Here is a 22,205-nt window from a genome sequence, read left to right as displayed (position 1 = left end):
GCGTTGGTCACCGGTTGGGGCCCAGGAGGTCCCAGGTGTTGCCGGAGACGTCGCGGAAGACCACGACCGTGCCGTAGACCTCGTGGCGCGGCTCCTCGAGGAACTCCACCCCGGCGGCGACCATCCGGGCGTGCTGGGTCGCGAAGTCGTCCACCTGCAGGAAGTGCCCCACCCGACCGCCGGCCTGGCGCCCCGTTGCCGCGACCTGCTCGTCGCCCTCGGCCCGGGCGAGGAGGAGTCCGGCGCCGCCGGCCGGGGGACGCACGACGACCCACCGCTTGTCGGGCGCGCCATCGCTGGGTCGTGGGGTGTCCTCGGTCAGCTCGAAGCCGAGCGCGGTGGTGAAGAAGGCGATCGCCTCGTCGTAGTCGCGGACGAGGAGGGTGGTGAGGTCGAGGCGCACGCCGGTCAGCCTAGGTCGCGGGTCGGGGTGTGGGTCCGGGTGTGGGTCGGCGTGTGGGTCGGGTCGGCAGACTGGCGGCATGCCCGCCCAGCCTCCCGACAAGACCTGCGCCTCGTGCGGACGCCGCATCGAGTGGCGCAAGAAGTGGGCGAGGAGCTGGGACGAGGTGAAGTACTGCGGCTCCGCCTGCCGCAGCCGCAAGGTGCGCCCCGTCGACGAGCAGCTGTCGGAGACGATCCAGTCGTTGCTGGCCTCCCGCGCCGCCGGGGCGACGATCTGTCCGTCGGAGGCTGCGCGGGCGGTGGCTGCTGGCTCTGGGGCTGGCTCTGGGGCTGGGTCCGACGCCGACCCGGAGGCGTGGCGCGAGCTGATGGAGCCGGCCCGCCGCGCGGCCCGGCGGCTGGTCGAGGCCGGCGAGGTCGAGATCACCCAGGGCGGCAAGGTCGTCGACCCGTCGACCGCCAAGGGACCGATCCGGGTCCGCCGGGTGCGCTGAGACCCGGCCCGGCCCGGCCCGGCGGCAGGACTCACCCCAGCAGCAGGTCGGCGCTGTCGAGGAGCCGTCGACCGAGGGTGGTGCCGCCGAAGCTGGTGACGAACAGCCCGGTGGTGACCCGCTCGAGGTAGCCCCACTCCCAGATCCGCTGCTCGTCGATGCCGGTGCGGCCGGCCAGCAGCGCGCAGTAGCCCTCGATGACGCCGCGCGGGTCGGCCACGTCGAGACGCCCGGTCCAGTCGCGCACCGCCACGCCCAGGTCGTACGCCGGGTCGGCACGGAAGCCGTCCGGGTCGACGAAGACGTGGCCCGAGGTCGCACCGTCGCGGGGCTCGACCACCCGCAGGATGTTGGCGGGGTGCGGGTCGCCGTGCACGACGACGCACGTGGCGGGGTCGTGCGCCGCGGCTCGGCGAGCGGCGTAGTCGAGGGCCAGTGCGCGGGCACGCGGCGGGCAGGGGTGACCGAGCCGGTCGTCGAGGTCCACCAGCATCCGGTGCAGCCGGCTGGCCTTGTCGTCGCCAGGAGCAGGATCGGGCGCCGTGTCGAGCGGGAGCAGCCAGGCCTCGGCCAGCGTGTCGGCGACGATCGCCAACGTCTCCTCCGGCGGCCGCGGGGTGAGCTCGAGCGCGGTGCCGAGCGACTCGAGCAGCAGGGCGTTGCGGGGCGGGTCGTGGGCGTGGAGCAGCGCGTAGCCGACCCCACGCGCGGCCCCGAGGGTGCGGGCCTGGTCGGTCAGGTCGACGTCGGGGGTCGCCACCTTGACGACCCGCTGCTCACCGCTCGCGGTCTCCGCACGCACCACGTAGGAGCCGCTGCCGCCGGGCACCGGTCGCCCGAGGGTCAGGCCCCACTGCTCGCAGAGCTCGTCGAGCACGCCGGGCAGCGCGCCGACCCAGGCGCGCCCCGCATCGCCGAGCGAGGCGACCCGGGCGCGGTTGAGCGGTTGGAGACGCACGGAGTCGCGCTCAGCGGGCGTCGACGTCGTGGCCCGTGGCGAGGTCGCCGCACTCGACCAGGTCGACGGGTCGCTCGCGCAGGTAGGAGCGGGCGCCCTCGTCGCCGCTCGCCTCGGCCAGCACACCGGCCCAGTGGTCGCGTCCGATCAGCACGGGGTGGCCGGGCCGCCCGTCGAAGGCGGCACGGCGCAGCGCCGCGTGGGCGGCGGGGTCGCCGCCCGCGGTGACCACCCGGCGTACGACCTCGGCGGTGAGGTCGGGCAGGTCGACGAGCAGCACGACGGCCACCTCACCGTCGGCGGGCAGGGCCCGGAGACCGGCGCGCAGCGAGGCGGACATCCCGTCGGCCCAGTCGGAGGCGATCACGACGTCGACACCGAGCCCGTCGAGCAGGCGCACCGCCTCGTCGGCGGAGGCCCCGAGGACCACGGTGACCCGGTCGCAGCCGCCGTCGACGAGGGTCTCGACACCGTGCGCGAGCCAGGAGCGCCCGTCGTCGTCGTGGACCAGGGCCTTGGGCATGCCCATGCGGCTGCCGGCGCCGGCGGCCAGGAGGACCCCCTCGACACTCACCCCGGGAAGGCGGCGACGTAGAGCGACTCGAGGGCGGGCGCGAACGCACCGCTGAAGCCGCAGACCATCACCTGTCCGTCGCTGGCGGCGACGAGGTAGCGCTGGCCGGGCTGGAAGTCGACAGCCCCCACGAGGGCCTGCATCATCGCGGGCTCCGAGCGGACCTCGACCTGGTCGGTGACCTCGCCGGCGTAGAAGCGGTCGGGCGTCAGGCTGACCACGTCGTCACTCACCGCGTCGACGGTGCCGGCGAAGGCCACCTGGGCGTTGGCGAGCACCTCGGCGCTGGGCACCATGCAGCGTCCCTGCGTCGGGGCGCCGGCGGCCAGCACGGTGACGGTCGGCGCCTGCGACACGGGGGCGCTCGGGCCGGCCGAGGGCACCTGGCTGGACTCGCGGTCGTTGCTGAGGAGCCCGAAGACGCCGACCCCGCCGATGAGGACGGCGGCGGCCGCCGCGACGAGCCAGGTGAGGGGGCTGCGGTGGCGGGTGCCGCTCTCGCGGGTCTCCACCGGCAGGTCGGTGTCGGTGTGGGTGCTCTGGTCTGCACTCATGGTGTCCTCCAGGAGTCGGGCCACCCACGCAGGGTCGGCCGGCGGGAGGGAGGCAGCCGGGTCGTGCGCCTGCAGTCGCTGCTGCAGCTCGTCGTCGGTCATGGCGTCCTCCCCTCTCTCGACCCTTCATGTCCGGCTGCGCCGTCGATCTTTCGCAGGCCGTCGCGCAGCTTGGCGCGGGCCCGGTGGAGCCGGATGCTCACGGCGTTGGGCGTCAGGTCCAGGACGGCCGCGATCTCGGTGGGGGTCAGCTGCTCCCACGCCCACAGCCGCACCAGCTCGGCCTCGGTGTCGGTCAGGGTCGCGAGCGCCTCGTCGAGGCGGGGGTCGCCGGCGTCGGCGTCGGGTCCGGGCAGGCTCTGGGCGGGCGGGTCAACGACCGCGACCTTCGCCGCCAGCCGCTCCTGGCGTCGCGCCCCGCGCTGGGCGTTGGCCAGGCAGAGCCGCGCCACTCCGTAGGCCCAGGGCAGCGCTGTCTCCGGCACCTCGTCGAGTCGGCGCCAGCAGACCAGGAGGGTCTCGGCGAGCACGTCGTCAGCCGTGGCCGGGTCCGTGCGTCGAGCCAGGAACCGCCGCAGCGGCTCGACCAGCTCGGGCGCCAGCGCCTCGAAGCGCGCTCGACGCTCGGCTGCCCCCTGCTCGTCCTCGGCCACGCCTCCAGCCTCACACACGGTGCCGACCCCACCGACGCCAGCAGGGCCCCCGCCGAAGCGGAGGCCCTGCCGGGTGGTGCTGGTGTGCTGTGGAGCTGGACTAGGTCTCGACCCGCGTCGCACGTGCGGAGCTGCGCTCCGTCCGTGCCGACGCTGCTCGACCTGGCACCTGGCATGGTCCGAGCAGGCTCGGACCAGGGGTGCTCAGAAGTCCATGCCGCCCATGCCGCCGGTCGGGTCGCCGCCCATGGGCGCCGCCTTCTCCGGCTTGTCGGCCACGACGGCCTCGGTGGTGAGGAAGAGCGCCGCGATGGAAGCGGCGTTCTGCAGCGCGGAGCGCGTGACCTTGGCCGGGTCGATGATGCCTTCGGCGATCATGTCGACGTACTCGCCGGTCGCGGCGTTGAGGCCGTGTCCGGGGGTCAGGTTGCGCACCTTCTCCGCCACGACGCCGCCCTCGAGGCCGGCGTTGATGGCGATCTGCTTGAGCGGGGCCTCGGTCGCGAAGCGCACGATGTTGGCACCGGTCGCCTCGTCGCCCTCGAGCTCCAGCTTGGCGAACGCGGCGTCGGCGGCCTGCACGAGTGCGACGCCACCTCCGGCGACGATGCCCTCCTCGACGGCGGCCTTCGCGTTGCGAACGGCGTCCTCGATGCGGTGCTTGCGCTCCTTGAGCTCGACCTCGGTCGCCGCTCCGACCTTGATGACCGCAACGCCGCCGGCCAGCTTGGCCAGGCGCTCCTGCAGCTTCTCGCGGTCGTAGTCGGAGTCCGACTTCTCGATCTCGGCACGGATCTGGTTGACGCGACCAGCGATCTGGTCGGCGTCGCCCGCGCCCTCGACGATGGTGGTCTCGTCCTTGGTGATGACGACCTTGCGGGCCTGGCCGAGCAGCTCGATGCCGGTCGACTCGAGCTTGAGGCCGACCTCCTCCGAGATGACCTGGCCGCCGGTCAGGATCGCGATGTCCTGCAGCATGGCCTTGCGGCGGTCACCGAAGCCCGGAGCCTTGACGGCGACGGACTTGAAGGTGCCACGGATCTTGTTGACGACCAGCGTGGACAGGGCCTCGCCGTCGACGTCCTCGGCGAGGATCAGCAGCGGCTTGCCGGACTGCATGACCTTCTCGAGAAGCGGCAGCAGGTCCTTGACGCTGGAGACCTTCTGGTTGGCGATCAGGATGTAGGGGTCCTCGAGGACCGTCTCCATCCGCTCGGGGTCGGTGACGAAGTAGGCCGAGATGTAGCCCTTGTCGAACCGCATGCCCTCGGTGAGCTCGAGGTCGAGGCCGAACGTGTTCGACTCCTCGACGGTGATGACGCCTTCCTTGCCGACCTTGTCCATCGCCTCGGCGATGATCTCGCCGACCGTGGTGTCAGCAGCCGAGATGGAGGCCGTCGACGCGATCTGCGCCTTGGTCTCGATCTCGACCGACATGCTGGAGAGCTGCTCCGAGACGGCGGTGACCGCAGCCTCGATGCCGCGCTTGAGGCCCATCGGGTTGGCACCCGCGGCCACGTTGCGCAGGCCCTCGCGGACCATCGCCTGGGCGAGGACCGTCGCCGTCGTGGTGCCGTCTCCGGCCACGTCGTCGGTCTTCTTGGCGACCTCCTTGACGAGCTCGGCCCCGATCTTCTCGAACGGGTCCTCCAGCTCGATCTCCTTGGCGATGCTCACACCATCGTTGGTGATGGTGGGCGCACCCCACTTCTTCTCGAGCACGACGTTGCGGCCCTTGGGACCGAGGGTGACCTTGACGGCGTCTGCGAGCGTGTTCATGCCACGCTCCAGGCCGCGTCGGGCCTCCTCGTTGAAAGCAATCAGCTTCGACATAACTCCTGCGATCCTTCGCAATCAAGAGTTGTGGACGGCCCGGTTCGTTGCCCGCGACGGACGGCCAGGCCGACCCGGCGAACCCTTCTCGCCGACGCTGCTGACCTCAACTCCCCCGGCCGGGGGTCAGCACTCTCATGACGAGAGTGCCAGCCTCATGTCTAGCACTCGACCCCAGCGAGTGCAAACGGGTGGCCTCGACGACATGTCACACGTCGTCTGCACATCTGGAAGGTCGTTGCAGCGACCTTCCAGATGATGTAACTGCGTGTTACAACTTCTCGGGCCGCAGCCGCGCCGCCAGCGCGTCGGCGAAGAGGGCGGCGTTACCGGGGACGTGGTCGAGGTAGAGGCCGGGCTCGGTGATCTCGACCTCGCTGACCATCAGCTCGCCGTCGTGGCGCATCAGGTCGATGCGGGCGTAAACGAGCTCGGAGCCGAGGATCTCGGTCGTCACGGCCACCGTCCGCGCGGCGAGGAGGGCGGCCTCGGGGTCGAGCGGGGTGTCGTACGACGTGCCGCCGAAGTGCTCGTGGACGCGGTAGTCGTCCTTGCCGGCGACCTTGCGGACCTGGCTGACCGGGCGGCCACCGAAGACGAAGACCGACTGCTCGCCCTCGGTCATCACCGAGCCGACGAGCGGCTGGACGATCCAGGGACCCGGGTCGACGGGGAGCCACGTCCCGGCGTCGTAGACCACGACCATGCCGTGCCCACCGGCGCCGACGCGCGGCTTGACCACCGCCGGCTGGTGCCGGGCGATGGCGGCGCGCAGGTCCACGGGGTTGTCGACCGACTCGGACGGCACCACGGGCACCCCACCGTGGGCGGCGAGCTCGACGAGGTAGGACTTGTCGGTGTTCCACCGGAAGACGTCAGCACCGTGCAGCAGGGACGCACCGACGCTGCCGGCCCAGCCGAGGAAGTCGGCGAGGCGGTCCTGGTAGTCCCACGTGGAGCGGACGACGACGAGCTCGGCGGCGCTCCAGTCGACGTACGGATCGTCCCAGCACGCCCACCGGCTGCTGATGCCGCGCTCGGTGAGCGCCGCGTCGAGGTGCTCGTGGCCCGGCTCGCCGTCGGGGAACGTGCTGCAGGTGACGAGGAGGACGCGGGTCTCAGCGGGTTCGGCGGGCTCGGCGGGCATGGCGCTAGCGCCGGCGCTTGAGGCGGGCGGGGACGGAGACGACCGCGTGGCCGACCTTCCAGCTGGTGCTCTCCTTGACCGCGGCCAGCTCGCGCTCGGCCCGCTGGGCGCGCTTGGCGGCCCGAGCGGCCTTCTGCTCGGCCTGCGTGGCGCGCTTCATCGCCTCGGCGGCCCGCTGCTCGGCGCGGCGCGCGCGGCCCTCGGCTGCGCGGAGGTCCTTGACGACGCGGGCGTGCATCTCCTTGGTGGCCCGCGCGCCGAAGCGGCGCGCCCGGACGAGCTCGTCCTCGAGCTTCTTCAGGCCGGCCTCGGCGTCGCTCACGACTTCCTCCAGAAGACCCCGGCCCAGTCGATCTCCTCGATCGGGTCGGTGATGCCGCGGGCGTCGCGGAAGTCGTGGATCGCCTTGGCGCAGGCGGGGACGGCGCCGTAGTCGTCGACGATCACGTAGCCGCCGACCGACACCTTGTCGTAGAGCGCGTCGAGGGCGTCCATGGTCGAGGAGTACATGTCGCCGTCGAGCCGGAGCACCGCGAGCTGCTCGATCGGGGCGGTGGGCAGGGTGTCGGAGAACCAGCCGACGAGGAACCGCACCTGCTCGTCGAGGAGGTCGTAGCGGCGGAAGTTGTCGCGGACGTCGTCGACCGAGATCGCGAGCTCGTCGCGGGTGTGGTGCTGGTCGCCGGCGTCGGCCTCGTAGCGGCCGTCGTAGGCCGGCAGGCCCTCGAAGGAGTCGGCCACCCACACGGTGCGGTCGGTCTCGCCGTGGGCCTTGAGGATGGCGCGCATGTAGATGGTGGAGCCGCCGCGCCAGGCGCCGGTCTCGATGAGGTCGCCGGGCACCCCGTCGGCGATCACGCTCTCGACGCAGGCACGCACGTTGGCCAGGCGCTTCATGCCGATCATCGTCTCGGCGTCGGCGGGCCAGTCGCGACCGACCTCGCGCGCCTCGCGGTCGAACTCGCCGGACTCGACCATCCGGATGTCGCGCCCCTTCATGGCACCGCGCACGAGGTCCCAGAGGTAGGACTCGTAGGAGCGCGAGGGCAGCTTGACGGTGACGTTGCGCCCCTCGAACTCGTAGCGCGTCAGCATCTTGGCCATGACGTCGAGGTAGAGAGCGACGGCCGGGCTGTCGGCTGGGCGGTGGGTCGGGCTGGTGGTCACACGGGCTCCTCGGCAGGCTGAACGGCTCGGTGCACACTACCGGCGCGACCGGGGTAATTCCTCGGCGCCCACGGTCGATCCGGCCCTGTCCCGCGCGTCATCTCGGTGACAGACTCCGAGCACCACGACTGCGAAAGGCCGTGCCATGACCGACTACCTCCTGCTGATCCCCTCCGACGAGGCCGCATGGGACGCCGTGCCCCAGGCCGAGCGCGACGCGACCTACGCCAAGCACATGGCGTTCGGCGAGGCCCTGGCCGCACGTGGCCACCAGGTCAAGGCCGGCGCCGAGCTCCAGCCGAGCGCGCAGGCCCGTGTCGTGCGTGGCGCGCCCGGGGCGGTCAGCGTCACCACCGGGCCGTACGCCGAGAGCGCGGAGCAGCTCTCGGGCTTCTACCTGATCTCCTCCGACGACCTCGACGACCTGCTCGACTGCGTGGCAATCCTGGCCGACGGCGAGGGCGCCCTCGAGCTGCGCGCCACCACGGGCGGCATGGCGTGAGCCTCGTGGTCCGGTCGACCCCTGACGGGTGAGCCCGCTCGAGAGGCAGCTGCAGGACGAGTGGGGCCGGCTGATGGCCCTGCTGGTCGCGCAGTTCCGACGCCTCGACCTGGCCGAGGACGCGCTCGGCGACGCCTTCGAGGCGGCTGCGCGCACCTGGCCGGTCGACGGTGCCCCCGCGAATCCCCCCGCCTGGCTGCTCGTCGCCGCCCGGCGCCGGATCCTCGACCGCCTCCGCTCGGAGGCGGTCGCGAGCCGCAGGTTGCCCTTGCTCGCCGTGGAGGCGGAGCTGACGGAGGAGGCACGGCGCACGATGGTCGACGTCGGCGAGGAGGTGGTGGACGAGCGGCTGCGGCTGGTGCTGCTGGCCGCCCACCCCTCGCTGTCGCGCGAGAACGCGGCGGCACTGACCCTGCGTCTGGTCCTCGGCGTGTCCACGGCCGACATCGCGCAGCTCTTCCTGGTGAGCACGCCGACCATGGCCGCGCGACTGACCCGCGCGCGTCAGTCGCTGGCGGGTGCGCGCTTCGAGGTGCCGAGCGGTCCGGAGCTGGAGGAACGCCTCGCGGTCGTGGCGGAGGTCGCCTACCTCGCGTTCACCGCGGGCTACGCACCACCGTCGGGCGAGGAGGTGCTTCTCGCGGACCTGACCGCGGAGGCGATCCGGCTGGTCCGACTCGTGCGCGCCCTCGCTCCGGGCCACGTCGACCTGGACGCGCTGCTGGCACTGATGCTGCTCCAGCACTCGCGCCGCGACGCGCGCGTGCACGACGGCGAGCTGGTCCTCCTGCCCGACCAGGACCGCAGCCGCTGGCACGTCGACGAGATCGACGAGGCGATCGGCCTGCTCACCCCCCACGTCACCGCGCCGGGCACTCCGTGGCTGCTCCAGGCGCTGATCGCCGCCGAGCACGCGATCGCCCGGCGCGCGCGTGACACCGACTGGGGGCGGGTGGTGCGTCACTACGACGAGCTGCTCGCGCTGGTGGACTCACCCGTGGTCCGGCTCAACCGCGCGATCGCCGTCGCAGAGGCGGACGGCCCGCTCGCCGGGCTCGCGCTGCTCGACGGTCTGGTGGTGCCGGGTCACCGGCTCCCGGCCGCCCGCGCCGAGCTGGCGGCGCGCGCGAGTCTCGCCGACCTCGCGCGTTCGTCGTACGACGAGGCGCTGGGGTTGTGCCTCAACGCTGCGGAGCGGCGCCACCTGGAGCGGCGACGCGCGGAGCTCGGGTGAGGATCAGCCGCCGGCGACGGCGGGGATGACCGAGACCTGGGTGCCGTCGGGGGTGGGGGTGTCGAGGTTCTCGAGGAAGCGCACGTCGTCGTTGCCGACGTAGACGTTGACGAAGCGGCGCAGCGCGCCCTTGTCGTCGAGGATCCGCGCCTTGATCCCGGCATAGCTGGCGTCCAGGTCGTCGAGGACCTCGGCGAGCGTCGCGCCCGAGGCGGAGACCTCGGACTCCCCACCGGTGTAGGTGCGCAGGATGGTGGGGACGCGGACGGAAACGCTCACGGTGCGGGACTCCTGGTTGCTCGGGTGGTCAGGCTGGTCAGGCGATGCCGGCCGCGACGAACGCGGCGTAGGACGGCTCGATGGTGGCGGTGGGGCCGACGATGCCGGAGACGGCGTCGAGGGTCTTGAGGCCGTGGCCGGTGTTGATGACGACGGTCTCGAGGGTGGTGTCGAGCTGGCCGGTCTCGACGAGCTTCTTCAGGACGCCGACCGTGGTGCCGCCGGCGGTCTCGGTGAAGATGCCCTCGGTGCGGGCCAGCAGCACGATGCCCTCGCGGACCTCGTCGTCGGTGATGTCCTCGACGGCGCCGCCGGTCTCGCGGCAGATGTCGAGCACGTAGATGCCGTCGGCGGGGTTGCCGATCGCCAGGCTCTTGGCGATCGTGTCGGGCTTGACCGGACGGATCGCGTCGACGCCGGCCTTGTAGGCGACCGAGACGGGCGAGCAGCCGGTGGCCTGGGCGCCGAAGACCTTGTAGGGCTTGTCCTCGACCAGACCGAGCTTGATCAGCTCCTGGAAGGCCTTGTGCACCTTGGTCAGCTGGGAGCCGGAGGCGACCGGGATGACGATCTGGTCGGGCAGGCGCCAGCCGAGCTGCTCGGCGATCTCGTAGCCCAGTGTCTTGGAGCCCTCGGCGTAGTAGGGACGCACGTTGACGTTGACGAACGCCCAGCCGTCCTCCTCGCCCGCGATCTCCGAGGCCAGCTTGTTGACGTCGTCGTAGTTGCCGTTGACGGCCACCAGCGACTCGGTGAAGACGGCGGAGTTGACCTGCTTGGGCGTCTCGAGGTTGCTCGGGATGAAGACGACCGTCTTGATCCCGGCGCGCGCGCCCGCGGCGGCCACGGCGTTGGCGAGGTTGCCGGTGCTCGGGCAGGCGAAGACCTTCGAGCCGAACTCGGTCGCGGCGCTCAGGGCGCAGGCGACGACGCGGTCCTTGAAGGAGTTGGTGGGGTTGGTGCTGTCGTCCTTGACCCACAGGTTGTCGATGCCGAGCTCACGGCCGAGGTTGCGGGCCTTCAGCAGCCGCGTGAAACCGGGCTCCATGTTGGGGCTCTGCTCGATGTCGGTCGGGACCGGCAACAGCGCCTTGTAGCGCCAGATGTTGGCCGGGCCGGCCTCGATCTCCTCGCGCGTGACGGCGGGGAAGTCGTAGGCGATCTCGAGCGGGCCGAAGCACTCCGGACACGCGTAGAACGGGCCCAGCTCGACACCGTGGCCGCACTCGCGGCACGAGAGGCCGGTGGCGTTGCCGAAGGCACCCTCGCGGATGCCGGTGGCCGCCTCGGGGGCCGGGGTGGCCTCGTCGACCTGGGACTGCTCGGTGATGACGGCGCTCATGTGTCCTCCTTCTCATCTTCCCCGGCACGTACCTCGCGCCAGGACGGAATTAGCACCGTTTCCACGACTGCGCGATGGCAGGGGGCACGTGGCGGTTGCCGGGACTTCACTGGGCCGTACCCTCAGTCCCTCTTGATGAGCTGTCGACAACAGTACGGGCTGCGTCTCACGATGTGCACATCGAGTCCGGATGCTGGGACCCGATGTGCCCGTCGTCGGAGCACGTCAGGCGGCCACGCCGGAGCCCTCCGCCGGGACGTCCTCGACCGCGCTGAGGGCCCCGGCGACCACGTCGAGCACGTCCGCGACGAGGTGGACCGTGACCGCCTCGAGCACCTCGGCCGGGACGTCGTCCAGGTCGGGCTCGTTGCGCTGCGGCAGGAACACCTCGGTCAGGCCGGCGCGTTGGGCCGCGAGCAGCTTCTGCTTGACGCCGCCGATCGGCAGCACCCGCCCGTTGAGGGTGACCTCGCCGGTCATCCCGACCTCACCGCGCACGGGGCGTCCGGTCGCGAGCGAGGTCAGCGCGGTCACCATCGTGACGCCCGCGGACGGCCCGTCCTTCGGCACGGCGCCGGCAGGGACGTGCACGTGGATCGCCTTCTCGAAGAAGCTCCGGTCGACGCCCAGGTCGTCGGCGTGGGCGCGCACGAAGGAGAGCGCGATCTGCGCCGACTCCTTCATCACGTCGCCGAGCTGGCCGGTGAGGGTGAGCCCGCCCGTGCCCCCGGAACCACCGCCCGCGACCTCGTGGGCCGAGGCCTCGATGAAGAGCACGTCTCCCCCGAGCCCGGTGACGGCGAGGCCGGTGGCGACCCCGGGGACCGCCGTACGCTCGTGGGCCTCCGGGGTGAAGCGCGGTCGTCCGACCAGCTCACGCAGCTCCGGTACGTCGATCGCGACGGTCTCCGCGTCGGTGACGGCCAGGCGCGTCGCAGCCTTGCGCAGCGCCTTGGCGAGCAGCCGCTCCAGCTGGCGCACACCGGCCTCCCGGGTGTGGTCGGCCGCGAGTTCGTGCAGCGCGGCGTCGCTGATCGTGACCTCCTCGGGGGTCAGCGCGGCGCGCTCGAGCTGGCGCGGGAGCAGGAAGTCGCGGGCGATCGCGACCTTGTCGTCCTCGGTGTAGCCGTCGAGGGTGACCAGCTCCATGCGATCCAGCAGCGCGCTCGGGATCTGCTCGACGACGTTGGCCGTGGCGATGAAGAGCACGTCGGAGAGGTCGAGGTCGAGCTCGAGGTAATGGTCGCGGAACGTGTGGTTCTGCGCGGGGTCGAGCACCTCGAGCAGCGCCGCCGCAGGATCCCCACGGTAGTCAGCACCCACCTTGTCGACCTCGTCGAGCAGGACGACCGGGTTCATCGAGCCGGCCTCCTTGATCGCGCGCACGATGCGACCGGGGAGCGCGCCGACGTAGGTGCGGCGGTGGCCGCGGACCTCCGCCTCGTCGCGCACGCCGCCCAGGGCGACGCGGACGAACTCACGCCCCAGAGCGCGAGCGACGGACTCGCCGAGCGAGGTCTTGCCGACGCCCGGAGGACCGGCGAGCAGGATGACCGCGCCGGAGCCGCGGCCGCCGACGACCTCGAGGCCGCGCTCGGCGCGGCGGGAGCGCACCGCGAGGTACTCCACGATCCGCTCCTTCACCTCGTCCAGCCCGTGGTGGTCGGCGTCGAGGACCGCGCGGGCGGCCGTGACGTCGGTGCTGTCGGTGGTGCGGACCGCCCAGGGCAGGTCGAGCACGGTGTCGAGCCACGTGCGGATCCAGGCGGTCTCGGGGCTCTGGTCGCTGGAGCGCTCCAGCTTGTCGACCTCGCGGAGCAGGGCGGCGCGCACGTGGTCGGGGACGTCGGCGGTCTCGACGCGGCCGCGGTAGTCGTCGGCTCCCTCCGGCTCGCCCTCCCCCAGCTCCTTGCGGATGGCGGCGAGCTGCTGGCGCAGCAGGAACTCGCGCTGCGACTTCTCCATGCCCTCGCGCACGTCGGCGCCGATCTGGTCGGCGATCTCGGCCTCGGCGAGGTGGTCGCGGGTCCACCCGATGACGGTCTCGAGCCGCTGCTCGATGTCAGGGGTCTCGAGGAGCTCGCGCTTCTGCTCGTCGGTGAGGTAGGGCGCGTAGCCGGCCGCGTCGGCGATCTGGCTCGGGTCGGTCATGCGGTGCACGGAGTCGATGACCTGCCAGGCCTCGCGACGCTGGAGCACCGCCACGACGAGGCGCTTGTAGTCCTCCGCGAGCTCGCGGGCATGGTCGGTCACGGTCTCCTCGACCGGCTCGACCTCGACCCACAGGGCCGCGCCGGGACCGGTGACGCCGGCACCGATGCGAGCCCGCTGCTCGGCCTTCAGGACCGCGGCCGGCGCCCCGCCGGCGAGCTTGCCGACGCGGTCGATCGTGGCCACGACGCCGTACGACGCGTAGCGGTCCTCGAGCCGCGGCGCCACGAGCAGCCGGCTCTCGCTGCCGGCGCGGGCCGCGTCGACGGCTGCCTGCGCGGCCTCGTCGAGCTCGATGGGGACGACCATCCCGGGCAGCACGACGAGGTCGGTGACGAACAGGACGGGCAAGCGGGTGACGGTCATGGGACGCCCCTGGGGGTGAGGGTCGAGGTCGCCTGGCGGCCCCGGCGATTCTTGAGTGGTGTCGACTCAACTCACGGGGCACGAGGGGTGTTCCGCTGTTCTCCCTGGGCGAACGGCCACCGCCGACCCGGCGCGATGGTGCACCCGCGGGGTCGAGTCGGCGCGATGGTGCACCCGCCCGATGCAACATTGCGCCGACTCGGCAAGGGACGGGTCAGGCGCGCAGCGAGCGGGCGTCGGTGGTGAGCTGGCGCAGCAGGTCCAGGACCCCCGCGGGACCGTGGACGACGACGTCGGCGCGGGCGACGAGAGCGTTCTCCTCGTCGGAGGCCGAGCAGACCAGGAGCGTCGGGAGCCCCTCCTTGCCGAGGGCGCTGACCGCGTCGAAGGCCTCGAGGTCACCGAGGTCGTCCCCGGCGAAGAGGAAGGCGCCGGCACCGAGCTCCTCGGTCAGGCGCTCGACGACCATCCCCTTGTGGATGCCGGCGGAACGCACCTCGAGCACGTTGCGGCCGGGCTCGACGACGAGGTCGTGGCGGGCCGCGAGCTCCTCGACCAGCGGGAGCAGCCGGGCGAAGGCCGCCTCCGGGTCGGGCAGTCGGCGGGTGTGGATCGCGACGGAGAGGACCTTGTCCTCGAGGTGCGCCTCGGCCGCGTCGGCGCGACGCAGCACCCGCGGCAGGTCGCGCTCGAAGCTCGCCAGGCCGGTGGGGGGTCGCGGACCGATGACGCGGCGGTTGGTGGAGGTCCAGCGCTCGTTGCCGTACTGGCCGAAGAGGTAGAGCTCCTTGCCGGCGTCGCCGATCGCGTTGCCGACCTCCTCGAGCCCACCGAGGTCGAGCGCCTGGCGGGCCGGGCGGCCGGTGATGACGGCGATCGCGGCCACCTGGGAGGCCAGGTCGAGCAGGACCTCACCGGCGTCGGGGTGGATGTGGGCCTGAGCCGGGTCGTCGACGATCGGCGACAGGGTGCCGTCGAAGTCGAGGCCGATGACGGCCTCGGCGGCGGCGCGGACCAGGGCGGCGTACTTCTGCTCGCCTGCGATCGACGTGAACTCCACGCCCCAACCCAACCACGTCGGCGGCCCCGGTTTGGCCGGATGGGACGAAGGCAACATGACAGGTATGCGCACTCTCCCGCTCCTCCTCGCCTCCGGCGCCCTGCTGACCGCCTGCACCGGGAGCGACGAGCCGCTCACCACGGTCACCGAGACCCGCATCATCGACCTCACCGTCGCCGAGCGTGACGACTTCCTCGCGAAGGTCGAGGACCTGGGCTACACCTGCGGTCCGGCGCTCGATCCCCAGTCGCCGTACGACGCGTGCACCCGGCCCGGCGCCCACCCCGCGGCCACGGCCGACACCGTCACGCTGACCAGCACCCCGGACGGGGCGACCGTGACGCGCGTGGCCTACTGCGGCCCCGAGAGGCGCGTGGTCGCGGCGATGTCGGAGGCGTTCCTGGCCGAGGTCGAGTCGCCCGACCTGCTGGCCGACCTGCCCCTGCCCGAGGTGAGCGGCGCCCGCGTGACGCGCTGTCGCACGACCAGCGGCGAGGGTGCCGTGCTGGGCGACGAGGGGCTGCCGACGTTGCTCGAGCTGGACCTCCCCCGACTGCGCCAGGGGCTGGCGCAAGCGGGGTGGACCTGCCTGGAGGACCGCGACCTCGACTGCCGCGAGGACGGACGCACCGGCACGCTCGTGGTCGGGATCGGCGCCGGAGTCCAGGTGGCTGCAGCCGACGGACCCGCCCTGGCCCGCGCGGTCGGGCTGCTCGGCCTCAGCGACGCGGCGGTGCAGGCAGCCCGCCGATGCACGACCGGGGAGCCGTGCGACCACCTGCTGGTGGACGGGTTCGACCTGTTCTTCTCCGCAGACGCCGCCTTCAGCCGGGTGCGCGTGGCGGAACGCGTCGGCTTCTGACGCGAGCCGCCCCGCGCGCAGGAGACTGCGTCAGAGCTCGCCGGTCATGATGACCGTGAGGCGGTCGAGCCGCATCGGGTCGACCGCGACCGCCGTGCGGTCGATGCCGAGGTCGAGGGCGAGGAGCTTGGCCTCGGCCTTGAGGCGCGGCGGGAAGAAGACGGTGTTGCCGCTGACCGAGCCATACCAGTTGTCGGTGCCGACGACCTGCCAGCCGGCATCGGTGGTGCGCTCGGCGACCGTGCCGGCCAGGCCCGTGATGCCGGAGTTGTTGTAGACCTCGACGTAGATCTTGCCGCGCTTGATGGCCGGCTTGGGCTTGGGCTCCTGCGTGGGGCTCGCGCTGGCCGACGGGCTCGGCGAGGGCGACTGGCTGCGGGCCACCGTGGTGACCTCACGCTCGGTGGGCTCGGCGCCACGGGTGGCGACGAAGGCGACGGCGGCCATGGCCACCGCGATGATGCTGAGCATCACGACCGGCGAGGGGAAGACCACGCCGCGCTCGTCACGACGGCGACTGGTGCGGCTGCGCACGGTTCAGACCTCGAAGCCGAGTCGACGGGCCGAGCGCTGGCGCTGGCGCTGGGAGCGCAGTCGGCGCAGGCGACGGACCAGCAGCGGGTCGGCCTCGAGGGCCTCCGGGCGGTCGATCAGGGCGTTGAGGACCTGGTAGTAGCGCGTGGAGCTCATGTCGAACTTCTCGCGGACCGCGGTCTCCTTGGCGCCGGCGTACTTCCACCACTGGCGCTCGAAGTCGAGGATCTCGCGGTCGCGCTCGCTGAGGGTCAGCGGTGCCTCGGCCTCGCGGCCGTCGAGGGCGTTCGCTGCGTCCATGCGCTCTCTCCCGTGCGTGTGATGTCGTGTGTACCCACTGTAGGTGAAGAACCACACCGATGTCATTCGCCCCGCGGGTCGTGTTGCCCGTGGTGCGGAAGGGGTCCTGCGGCCAGCCACTAGGGTCGACGGCATGGCTCAGAAGACCCGGTGGGGCATCCTCGCGACCGGCAAGATCGCCCACAGCTTCGCGACCGACCTGGCGCTGGTCCCCGACGCGGAGCTGGTGGCCGTCGGCTCGCGCCGGATCGAGTCGGCGCAGGCCTTCGCCGACGAGCACGGTGGTCGCGCGCACGGCTCCTACGAGGCACTGGTGGCCGACCCCGACGTCGACGTCGTCTACGTCGCGACCCCCCACTCGATGCACCTGGCCAACACCCGCCTGGCCTTCGAGGCCGGCAAGCACGTCCTGTGCGAGAAGCCGGTGACCCTCAACCTGGTCGAGGCCGAGGAGATGGTGCGTCTGGCGGCCGAGCACGACCGCTTCCTGATGGAGGCGATGTGGACCGCCTGCAACCCGGTCGTCCGCACGCTCGTCGACGGCGTCCGCGCCGGTCGCTTCGGCACCCCGCGCCAGGCCTCGGCCGAGCTCGGCTTCGTGGTCGACCAGGGTCCCGAGCACCGGCTCCTCGACCCGGCCCTCGGCGCGAGCGCGCTGCTCGACATGGGCATCTACCCCCTCACGTTCTGCCACCTGGTGCTCGGCGAGGCCGAGTCGCTCACGGCCAGCGCCGTGCTGTCGGAGGCCGGCATCGACCTCGACGTCGCGATGACCGGTCGCTACCCCGGCGGCGCGCTCGGCCTCATGGCCGCGTCGATGACCTCGTGGTCCTCACGGGCCGCAGCGGTGGCGACCGACGAGGGCCGCCTGGAGGTGCCCGCCCAGTTCCACCACCCGACGTACGCCGTGTGGCGACCGGCCGGCGGCGAGCCCGTGCGCATCGAGGCCGAGACGCCGGTCATCGGCGTGGGCTACGGCAACGAGATCGCCGAGGTCGGCCGGTGCCTGGCTGAAGGGCTGCGCGAGAGCCCGTGGGTCCCGCACGCCCAGACCCTGACGCTGATGCGCCAGATGGACGACGTACGCCGCCAGATCGGCGTGCGCTACGCCGTCGACCCGGCCTAGGGGGCACCCGCAGCGACGCGGACTCACCCGCAGGGGCGAGGGATCGGCGACGACGGGCGACCCCGCGCCCACTAGGGTCGGAGACGTGTCCGCTGATCTCGTGATCGTCGCCAACCGCCTGCCCGTCGACCGGGTGGAGCTGAGCGACGGGACACCGGGCTGGCGAGGCTCACCAGGTGGTCTCGTGACCGCCATCGAGCCGGTCATGCGGGCCAACGACGGCACCTGGATCGGGTGGCCCGGCGGCACCGAGACCGACCTGGAGCCCTTCGAGTTCGACGGCATGCACCTGGTGCCGATGACGATGAGCCAGGAGGAGGTCGAGACCTTCTACGAGGGCTTCGCCAACGGCACCATCTGGCCGCTCTACCACGACCTCGTCGCCAAGCCGGAGTTCCACCGGGAGTGGTGGGACGGCTACGTCGCGGTCAACCGACGCTTCGCCGAGAGGGCCGCCGACATCGCCTCCGAGGGCGCGACGGTGTGGGTCCACGACTACCAGCTCCAACTGGTCCCGCAGATGCTGCGCGAGCTGCGTCCCGACCTGCGCATCGGCTTCTACCTCCACATCCCCTTCCCGCCGGCCGAGCTCTTCCAGCAGCTCCCCTGGCGGCGTCAGCTGCTCGAGGGCCTGCTCGGGGCCGACCTGGTCGGCTTCCAGCTGCCCGGCGGCGCGGCCAACTTCGTGCGGCTGGTGCGCCAGCGCGTGGGCCACAAGACGCACCGCGACCTGGTCTACCTGCCCGACGGTCGCACCGTGCGGGCCGCGGCGTTCCCGATCTCGATCGACGCCGCCGGCTTCCAGGAGCTGGCGCAGTCCGACGCCGTCGCCGAGCGCGCCACCGCGATCCGTGAGGCGCTGGGCAACCCGCGTCGGATCTTCCTCGGCATCGACCGTCTCGACTACACCAAGGGCATCTACGCCCGCCTGCGCGCCTTCAGCGAGCTGATCGCCGACGGGCACCTCGACGTCGAGGACGCCGTCTTCGTGCAGGTGGCGGTGCCCTCGCGCGAGCAGGTCGAGCAATACCGGATCCTGCGCGACGAGATCGACCGCCTCGTCGGCCGCATCAACGGCGACCTCGGCCGCATCGGCCGTCCCGCGATCAGCTACCTCCACTCCTCCTACCCGCGCGAGGAGATGGCCGCGCTCTACCGTGCCGCCGACATCATGGTCGTCACCCCCTACCGCGACGGGATGAACCTCGTCGCCAAGGAGTACGTCGCCTGCCGCTTCGAGGACGACGGCGCCCTGGTCCTGTCGGAGTTCGCCGGGGCGGCCGACGAGCTGCGCCAGGCGTGGTTGGTCAACCCCTACGACATCAACGGCATGAAGTCCTCGATGCTCGACGCCTACAACGCCGACGAGCGCGAGCTCACCAAGCGGATGCGGGCGATGCGCAAGACGATCAGCCAGCACGACGTCGCCGCATGGGCCGACAGCTTCATGAGCGAGCTGGCGGACGTCGACAACGTCCACGCCAAGCCGGTCCGCCCCGCCAAGCGGTCGTGACGCTCGAGGTCTCCATCGCCGGCTCGCTCGACCTCGGTGCGACCCGGACGTGGATGATTCGGGTCTTCGAGGCTCAGCCGGGATAGTCCGGCACGTTTTCGACATTCCCCGAGGTCCCGGAGGTCGAAAACGTGCCGCACTTTCCGGGGGAGGCAGCCTGAGCCCCGCTCAGGCGGCCGTCCAGCCGCCGTCCATCAGGTGCGAGGAGCCGGTGATCGAGCCGGAGCCGGGTCCGCACAGGAACGCCACCAGCCCGGCCACCTCCTCGGGCTCGACGAGCCGCTTGACCGCCGTGCGCGCGAGGAGCACGTCGCCCAGGACGTCCTCCTCGGCGATGCCGTGCCGGGTGGCCTGGTCTGCGACCTGCCCCTCGACGAGCGGCGTGCGCACGTAGCCCGGGCACACGGTATTGCTCGTGACCCCCTTCGACGCGCCCTCCAGGGCGATGACCTTGGAGAGCCCCTCCAGCCCGTGCTTGGCACTGACGTAGGCCGACTTGAACGCGGACGCGCGGTGCCCGTGCGCCGAGCTCACGTGGACGATGCGCCCCCAGCCGCCGTCGTACATCCCGGGCAGCAGCGCGCGCGTGAGCAGGAACGGAGCCTGCAGCATCACCCGGTGGATCAGGGCGAACTTGTCGGGGTCGAAGTCCTCCAGCGGCGCCACGTGCTGCAGTCCGGCGTTGTTGACCAGGATGTCGGCTCGCACCCGGCTGCCGAGGCCGAGCGCCTCGATCGCCTCGCGGTCGCCGAGGTCGGCCACCAGGTGCTCGCCACCGACCTCGGCCGCCACCGCGCGGGCCGACGCCTCGTCGCGGTCCAGCACGATCACGTGGGCGCCGTCGGCCGCCAGCCGGGCCGACACCGCGCGGCCGATGCCGCTCCCCCCGCCCGTCACGAGAGCCGTGCGTCCGGAGAGCGCGGAGGAGGCGGTGGACGGGCCGGACCCGGGAGCAGCAGCGACGTCGGACATGCGGCGGATGCTACGGGGGTGGCCCTCCGAGGGGCACGAGACACCGCCTCCCGTGAGGCCCCGCGCGGTAGTTTTCACCCATGGACTTGATCCCGAAGCCTGATCAGGTCGTCTCCGCCGCCAGCAACGTCGCCCACCGGGTGTTCTACGGCGGGCTGGCCGACCTCCGCCCGATGCCCCGCACGCTCATCGACGACGGCACCCTGCGCGAGGTCTACCACTACCGCCCGGCCGCCAAGGTCGTCGAGCAGGGCGACCCGGTGCTGCTCGTCACCCCGCTCGCGGCGCCCGCGATCTGCTACGACCTGCGCCGAGGCTGCTCGCTGGTCGAGCACTTCGTGCACGAGGGCCGGCCGACCTACCTCGTGGAGTACGGCGAGGTCTCCTTCCGCGACCGCAACCTCGGCATGGAGCACTGGATCGACGAGGTCATCCCCTCGGCGATCCGCGAGGTGTCCGCCCACGCGGGCGGGCGCCCGGTCCACGTCGTCGGCTGGAGCCTGGGCGGGATCTTCTCGCTGCTCACCGCCGCCGACTCCCCCGACCTGCCGATCGCCTCGATCAGCGTCGTCGGCTCGCCCTTCGACGTGAGCCTGGTGCCGCTGGTCGCCCCGATCCGGCCGCTGCTCAACCTCACCGAGGGCCGCGGCATGATCACCCGCGCCTACCAGGTCATGGGCGGTGCGCCGAAGCCCCTGGTCAAGTGGGCCTTCCAGCTCTCGTCCTTCCAGAAGCTGGTCACCAAGCCGATCGCGGTGGCGACCCACCTCGACGACACCGAGTGGCTCGCACAGATCGAGGCGGTGGACCGCTTCACGGCCAACATGATCGCCTACCCCGGCCGCACGTTCGGGCAGCTCTACCACCGCTTCCTCAAGGCCAACGCCCTCAAGAACGGGTCGATGGAGCTCGACGACCGCACGATCTCGGTCGCCGACATCACCGCCCCGGTGCTCGTCTTCGGCGGCTCCACCGACGGCATCGCGCCGGTCTCCGCGGTCAAGGCCGTGGTGCCGCTGCTCACCGGATCGCGAGAGGTGCGCTTCGAGATCGTCCCCGGCGGCCACCTCGGCATGCTGACCGGTCGCGGCGCCCGCACCACCACGTGGCGCGCGCTCGACGAGTGGATCGACCAGTGGTCGAGCGCGGACGCGAGCAGCGACGCGAGCACCGACGGGGCCGCCGAGGAGGGGCCGGAAGAGCCGCGCATCGGCACCGGCCCCCGCAAGCACGGCTCCGCGGCCTCGCGGGCCCTGCGTTCCTAGGGGTTTCCCGCTACCGGACCGGTGCTGCCTGGGCCACGGTGGAGGGACCACGTCCCTCTCGGAAGGCCCTCCCATGCGTTCGCTGTCCCGCACCCGCGCGTGCCTCACGGCCGCGTTGGTCACCCTGACCAGCCTGGTCGCCCTCACCGCCACGACCGCCCCCGCCCACGCCGACGAGTGCTACTCCTGGGGCCGCACGCTCAGCTCCGGCGCCACCGGGTCCGACGTCGCGGAGCTCCAGGTGCGGGTCGCCGGTTGGGCCGGCTACGGCGTCAACATGGCGATCGACGGCAGCTACGGCGCCCAGACGGTCGCCGCGGTGCGGGGCTTCCAGACCGCCTACGGCCTGGGCTCGGACGGCGTGGCCGGCCCGGCGACGTACGCGAAGATCTATGAGCTGCAGGACGCCGACTGCACGCCGGCGCACTTCTCCTATGCGGAGGTCGACGGCGGGTGCGGGGCCGGCGGCTACAGCGGCGGCTCGGTCGGCGAGGCGACGGTCAAGGCCAACCTGCTGCGTGCCATGTGGCGGGCGGAGGCGCTGCGTCAGCGGCTCGGCAACCAGCCGCTGACGGTCACCTCGGGCTTCCGCTCACAGGCGTGCGACCGGCAGGTCGGGGGCAGCGGCACCGGTCAGCACACCTACGGCACCGCGATCGACCTGGTCAGCTCGATGGTGAGCTTCTGCACCATCGCCGGCGGGGCGCGCTACACCGGCTTCGGCGGCATCTTCGGTCCCGGCTACCCCGGTCACGACGACCACGTGCACGTCGACGTGCGCAGCGGGCAGACCTGGAGCGCGCCGAGCTGCGGCATCTGACGTCGCGGCCCCGCCCGCGCAACTAGGGTGCGGG

The 22,205-nt window shown here is 72.2% G+C and carries 24 protein-coding genes and 1 riboswitch; of the genes, 8 read left to right on the top strand and 16 right to left on the bottom strand.

What is annotated here, in order from left to right:
* Positions 1–7 precede the first annotated feature (7 nt).
* Positions 8–403 (bottom strand): VOC family protein, encoded by a 396-nt coding sequence (locus AAG827_RS02835; RefSeq protein WP_341924286.1) that lies wholly within the window; start codon positions 401–403, stop codon positions 8–10.
* Between the two features lie 79 nt (positions 404–482).
* Here AAG827_RS02835 and AAG827_RS02830 point away from each other — a divergent pair, with 79 nt between their 5' ends.
* Positions 483–899: a DUF2256 and DUF3253 domain-containing protein gene (locus AAG827_RS02830; RefSeq protein WP_341924285.1), complete on the top strand. Its 417-nt coding sequence runs from the start codon at positions 483–485 to the stop codon at positions 897–899.
* A 31-nt stretch (positions 900–930) separates the two neighbouring features.
* Here AAG827_RS02830 and AAG827_RS02825 read toward each other — a convergent pair whose 3' ends face one another.
* From AAG827_RS02825 to AAG827_RS02790, 8 genes are all read right to left on the bottom strand, one after another.
* Positions 931–1,857, bottom strand: a complete 927-nt coding sequence (locus AAG827_RS02825) for an aminoglycoside phosphotransferase family protein (RefSeq protein WP_341924284.1) — start codon at positions 1,855–1,857, stop codon at positions 931–933.
* Positions 1,858–1,867: 10 nt separating this feature from the next.
* On the bottom strand, positions 1,868–2,431 hold the full coding sequence (locus AAG827_RS02820; protein ID WP_341924283.1) for a nucleotidyltransferase family protein: 564 nt from the start codon (positions 2,429–2,431) through the stop codon (positions 1,868–1,870).
* Positions 2,428–3,087 carry a hypothetical protein gene (locus AAG827_RS02815; protein WP_341924282.1) on the bottom strand — a complete coding sequence of 220 codons (660 nt, stop codon included), beginning with the start codon at positions 3,085–3,087 and terminating at the stop codon, positions 2,428–2,430. The genes AAG827_RS02820 and AAG827_RS02815 overlap by 4 nt, the downstream gene beginning before the upstream one ends.
* Entirely contained in the window at positions 3,084–3,638 is a 555-nt protein-coding gene (locus AAG827_RS02810) for a sigma-70 family RNA polymerase sigma factor (protein WP_341924281.1), read from the bottom strand. Before AAG827_RS02810 ends, AAG827_RS02815 begins: the two co-directional genes overlap by 4 nt.
* A gap of 204 nt (positions 3,639–3,842) precedes the next feature.
* A complete protein-coding gene (groL, locus tag AAG827_RS02805) occupies positions 3,843–5,471 on the bottom strand; it encodes a chaperonin GroEL (RefSeq protein ID WP_341924280.1) in 1,629 nt (542 codons plus the stop codon).
* 271 nt (positions 5,472–5,742) lie between these two features.
* Positions 5,743–6,618 carry a hypothetical protein gene (locus AAG827_RS02800; protein ID WP_341924279.1) on the bottom strand — a complete coding sequence of 292 codons (876 nt, stop codon included), beginning with the start codon at positions 6,616–6,618 and terminating at the stop codon, positions 5,743–5,745.
* Between the two features lie 4 nt (positions 6,619–6,622).
* The gene (locus tag AAG827_RS02795) at positions 6,623–6,940 is read right to left on the bottom strand and encodes a hypothetical protein (protein ID WP_341924278.1); all 318 of its coding nucleotides are present in this window, start codon (positions 6,938–6,940) and stop codon (positions 6,623–6,625) included.
* Positions 6,937–7,785, bottom strand: coding sequence for a TylF/MycF family methyltransferase (locus tag AAG827_RS02790; protein WP_341924277.1), 849 nt, complete (start codon positions 7,783–7,785; stop codon positions 6,937–6,939). Before AAG827_RS02790 ends, AAG827_RS02795 begins: the two co-directional genes overlap by 4 nt.
* Positions 7,786–7,930: 145 nt before the next feature.
* On the opposite strand from AAG827_RS02790, the gene AAG827_RS02785 reads away from it, so the two are divergent.
* Together AAG827_RS02785 and AAG827_RS02780 are read left to right on the top strand one after the other, a co-directional pair.
* Positions 7,931–8,287, top strand: a complete 357-nt coding sequence (locus AAG827_RS02785; RefSeq protein ID WP_341924276.1) for a YciI family protein — start codon at positions 7,931–7,933, stop codon at positions 8,285–8,287.
* A gap of 28 nt (positions 8,288–8,315) precedes the next feature.
* Positions 8,316–9,521, top strand: a complete 1,206-nt coding sequence (locus tag AAG827_RS02780) for a DUF6596 domain-containing protein (RefSeq protein ID WP_341924274.1) — start codon at positions 8,316–8,318, stop codon at positions 9,519–9,521.
* 3 nt (positions 9,522–9,524) lie between these two features.
* Here AAG827_RS02780 and AAG827_RS02775 read toward each other — a convergent pair whose 3' ends face one another.
* The 4 genes from AAG827_RS02775 to otsB form a co-directional block, all read right to left on the bottom strand.
* Positions 9,525–9,800, bottom strand: coding sequence for a MoaD/ThiS family protein (locus tag AAG827_RS02775; RefSeq protein WP_309650181.1), 276 nt, complete (start codon positions 9,798–9,800; stop codon positions 9,525–9,527).
* 37 nt (positions 9,801–9,837) lie between these two features.
* The gene (gene thrC, locus AAG827_RS02770; RefSeq protein WP_341924273.1) at positions 9,838–11,142 is read right to left on the bottom strand and encodes a threonine synthase; all 1,305 of its coding nucleotides are present in this window, start codon (positions 11,140–11,142) and stop codon (positions 9,838–9,840) included.
* A gap of 9 nt (positions 11,143–11,151) precedes the next feature.
* Positions 11,152–11,284, bottom strand: a riboswitch (SAM riboswitch).
* Between the two features lie 83 nt (positions 11,285–11,367).
* Positions 11,368–13,719, bottom strand: coding sequence for an endopeptidase La (lon, locus tag AAG827_RS02765; protein WP_341924272.1), 2,352 nt, complete (start codon positions 13,717–13,719; stop codon positions 11,368–11,370).
* A 214-nt stretch (positions 13,720–13,933) separates the two neighbouring features.
* Positions 13,934–14,779: a trehalose-phosphatase gene (gene otsB, locus AAG827_RS02760; RefSeq protein ID WP_341924271.1), complete on the bottom strand. Its 846-nt coding sequence runs from the start codon at positions 14,777–14,779 to the stop codon at positions 13,934–13,936.
* A gap of 64 nt (positions 14,780–14,843) precedes the next feature.
* On the opposite strand from otsB, the gene AAG827_RS02755 reads away from it, so the two are divergent.
* The gene (locus AAG827_RS02755; protein ID WP_341924270.1) at positions 14,844–15,641 is read left to right on the top strand and encodes a hypothetical protein; all 798 of its coding nucleotides are present in this window, start codon (positions 14,844–14,846) and stop codon (positions 15,639–15,641) included.
* A 30-nt stretch (positions 15,642–15,671) separates the two neighbouring features.
* Here the strand turns inward: AAG827_RS02755 and AAG827_RS02750 are convergent, their stop codons facing one another.
* Positions 15,672–16,175 (bottom strand): LytR C-terminal domain-containing protein, encoded by a 504-nt coding sequence (locus AAG827_RS02750; RefSeq protein ID WP_341924269.1) that lies wholly within the window; start codon positions 16,173–16,175, stop codon positions 15,672–15,674.
* Between the two features lie 3 nt (positions 16,176–16,178).
* Entirely contained in the window at positions 16,179–16,475 is a 297-nt protein-coding gene (locus tag AAG827_RS02745) for a DUF3263 domain-containing protein (RefSeq protein WP_341924268.1), read from the bottom strand.
* A 133-nt stretch (positions 16,476–16,608) separates the two neighbouring features.
* On the opposite strand from AAG827_RS02745, the gene AAG827_RS02740 reads away from it, so the two are divergent.
* Both AAG827_RS02740 and AAG827_RS02735 read left to right on the top strand, forming a co-directional pair.
* Positions 16,609–17,601, top strand: coding sequence for a Gfo/Idh/MocA family oxidoreductase (locus tag AAG827_RS02740; protein WP_341924267.1), 993 nt, complete (start codon positions 16,609–16,611; stop codon positions 17,599–17,601).
* Positions 17,602–17,686: 85 nt separating this feature from the next.
* A complete protein-coding gene (locus AAG827_RS02735; RefSeq protein ID WP_341924264.1) occupies positions 17,687–19,114 on the top strand; it encodes a trehalose-6-phosphate synthase in 1,428 nt (475 codons plus the stop codon).
* 168 nt (positions 19,115–19,282) lie between these two features.
* On the opposite strand, the gene AAG827_RS02730 is transcribed toward AAG827_RS02735, so the two are convergent.
* Positions 19,283–20,086: a 3-hydroxybutyrate dehydrogenase gene (locus AAG827_RS02730; RefSeq protein WP_341924263.1), complete on the bottom strand. Its 804-nt coding sequence runs from the start codon at positions 20,084–20,086 to the stop codon at positions 19,283–19,285.
* Between the two features lie 80 nt (positions 20,087–20,166).
* On the opposite strand from AAG827_RS02730, the gene AAG827_RS02725 reads away from it, so the two are divergent.
* Both AAG827_RS02725 and AAG827_RS02720 read left to right on the top strand, forming a co-directional pair.
* Positions 20,167–21,351, top strand: a complete 1,185-nt coding sequence (locus AAG827_RS02725; RefSeq protein WP_341924262.1) for an alpha/beta fold hydrolase — start codon at positions 20,167–20,169, stop codon at positions 21,349–21,351.
* Between the two features lie 73 nt (positions 21,352–21,424).
* Positions 21,425–22,171, top strand: a complete 747-nt coding sequence (locus AAG827_RS02720) for a M15 family metallopeptidase (protein ID WP_341924261.1) — start codon at positions 21,425–21,427, stop codon at positions 22,169–22,171.
* Positions 22,172–22,205: the final 34 nt, after the last annotated feature.

It is taken from the genome of Nocardioides psychrotolerans (assembly GCF_943371775.1).
GTDB lineage: Bacteria > Actinomycetota > Actinomycetes > Propionibacteriales > Nocardioidaceae > Nocardioides > Nocardioides psychrotolerans_A.
This window is presented reverse-complemented; position numbering and strand designations above follow the sequence as displayed.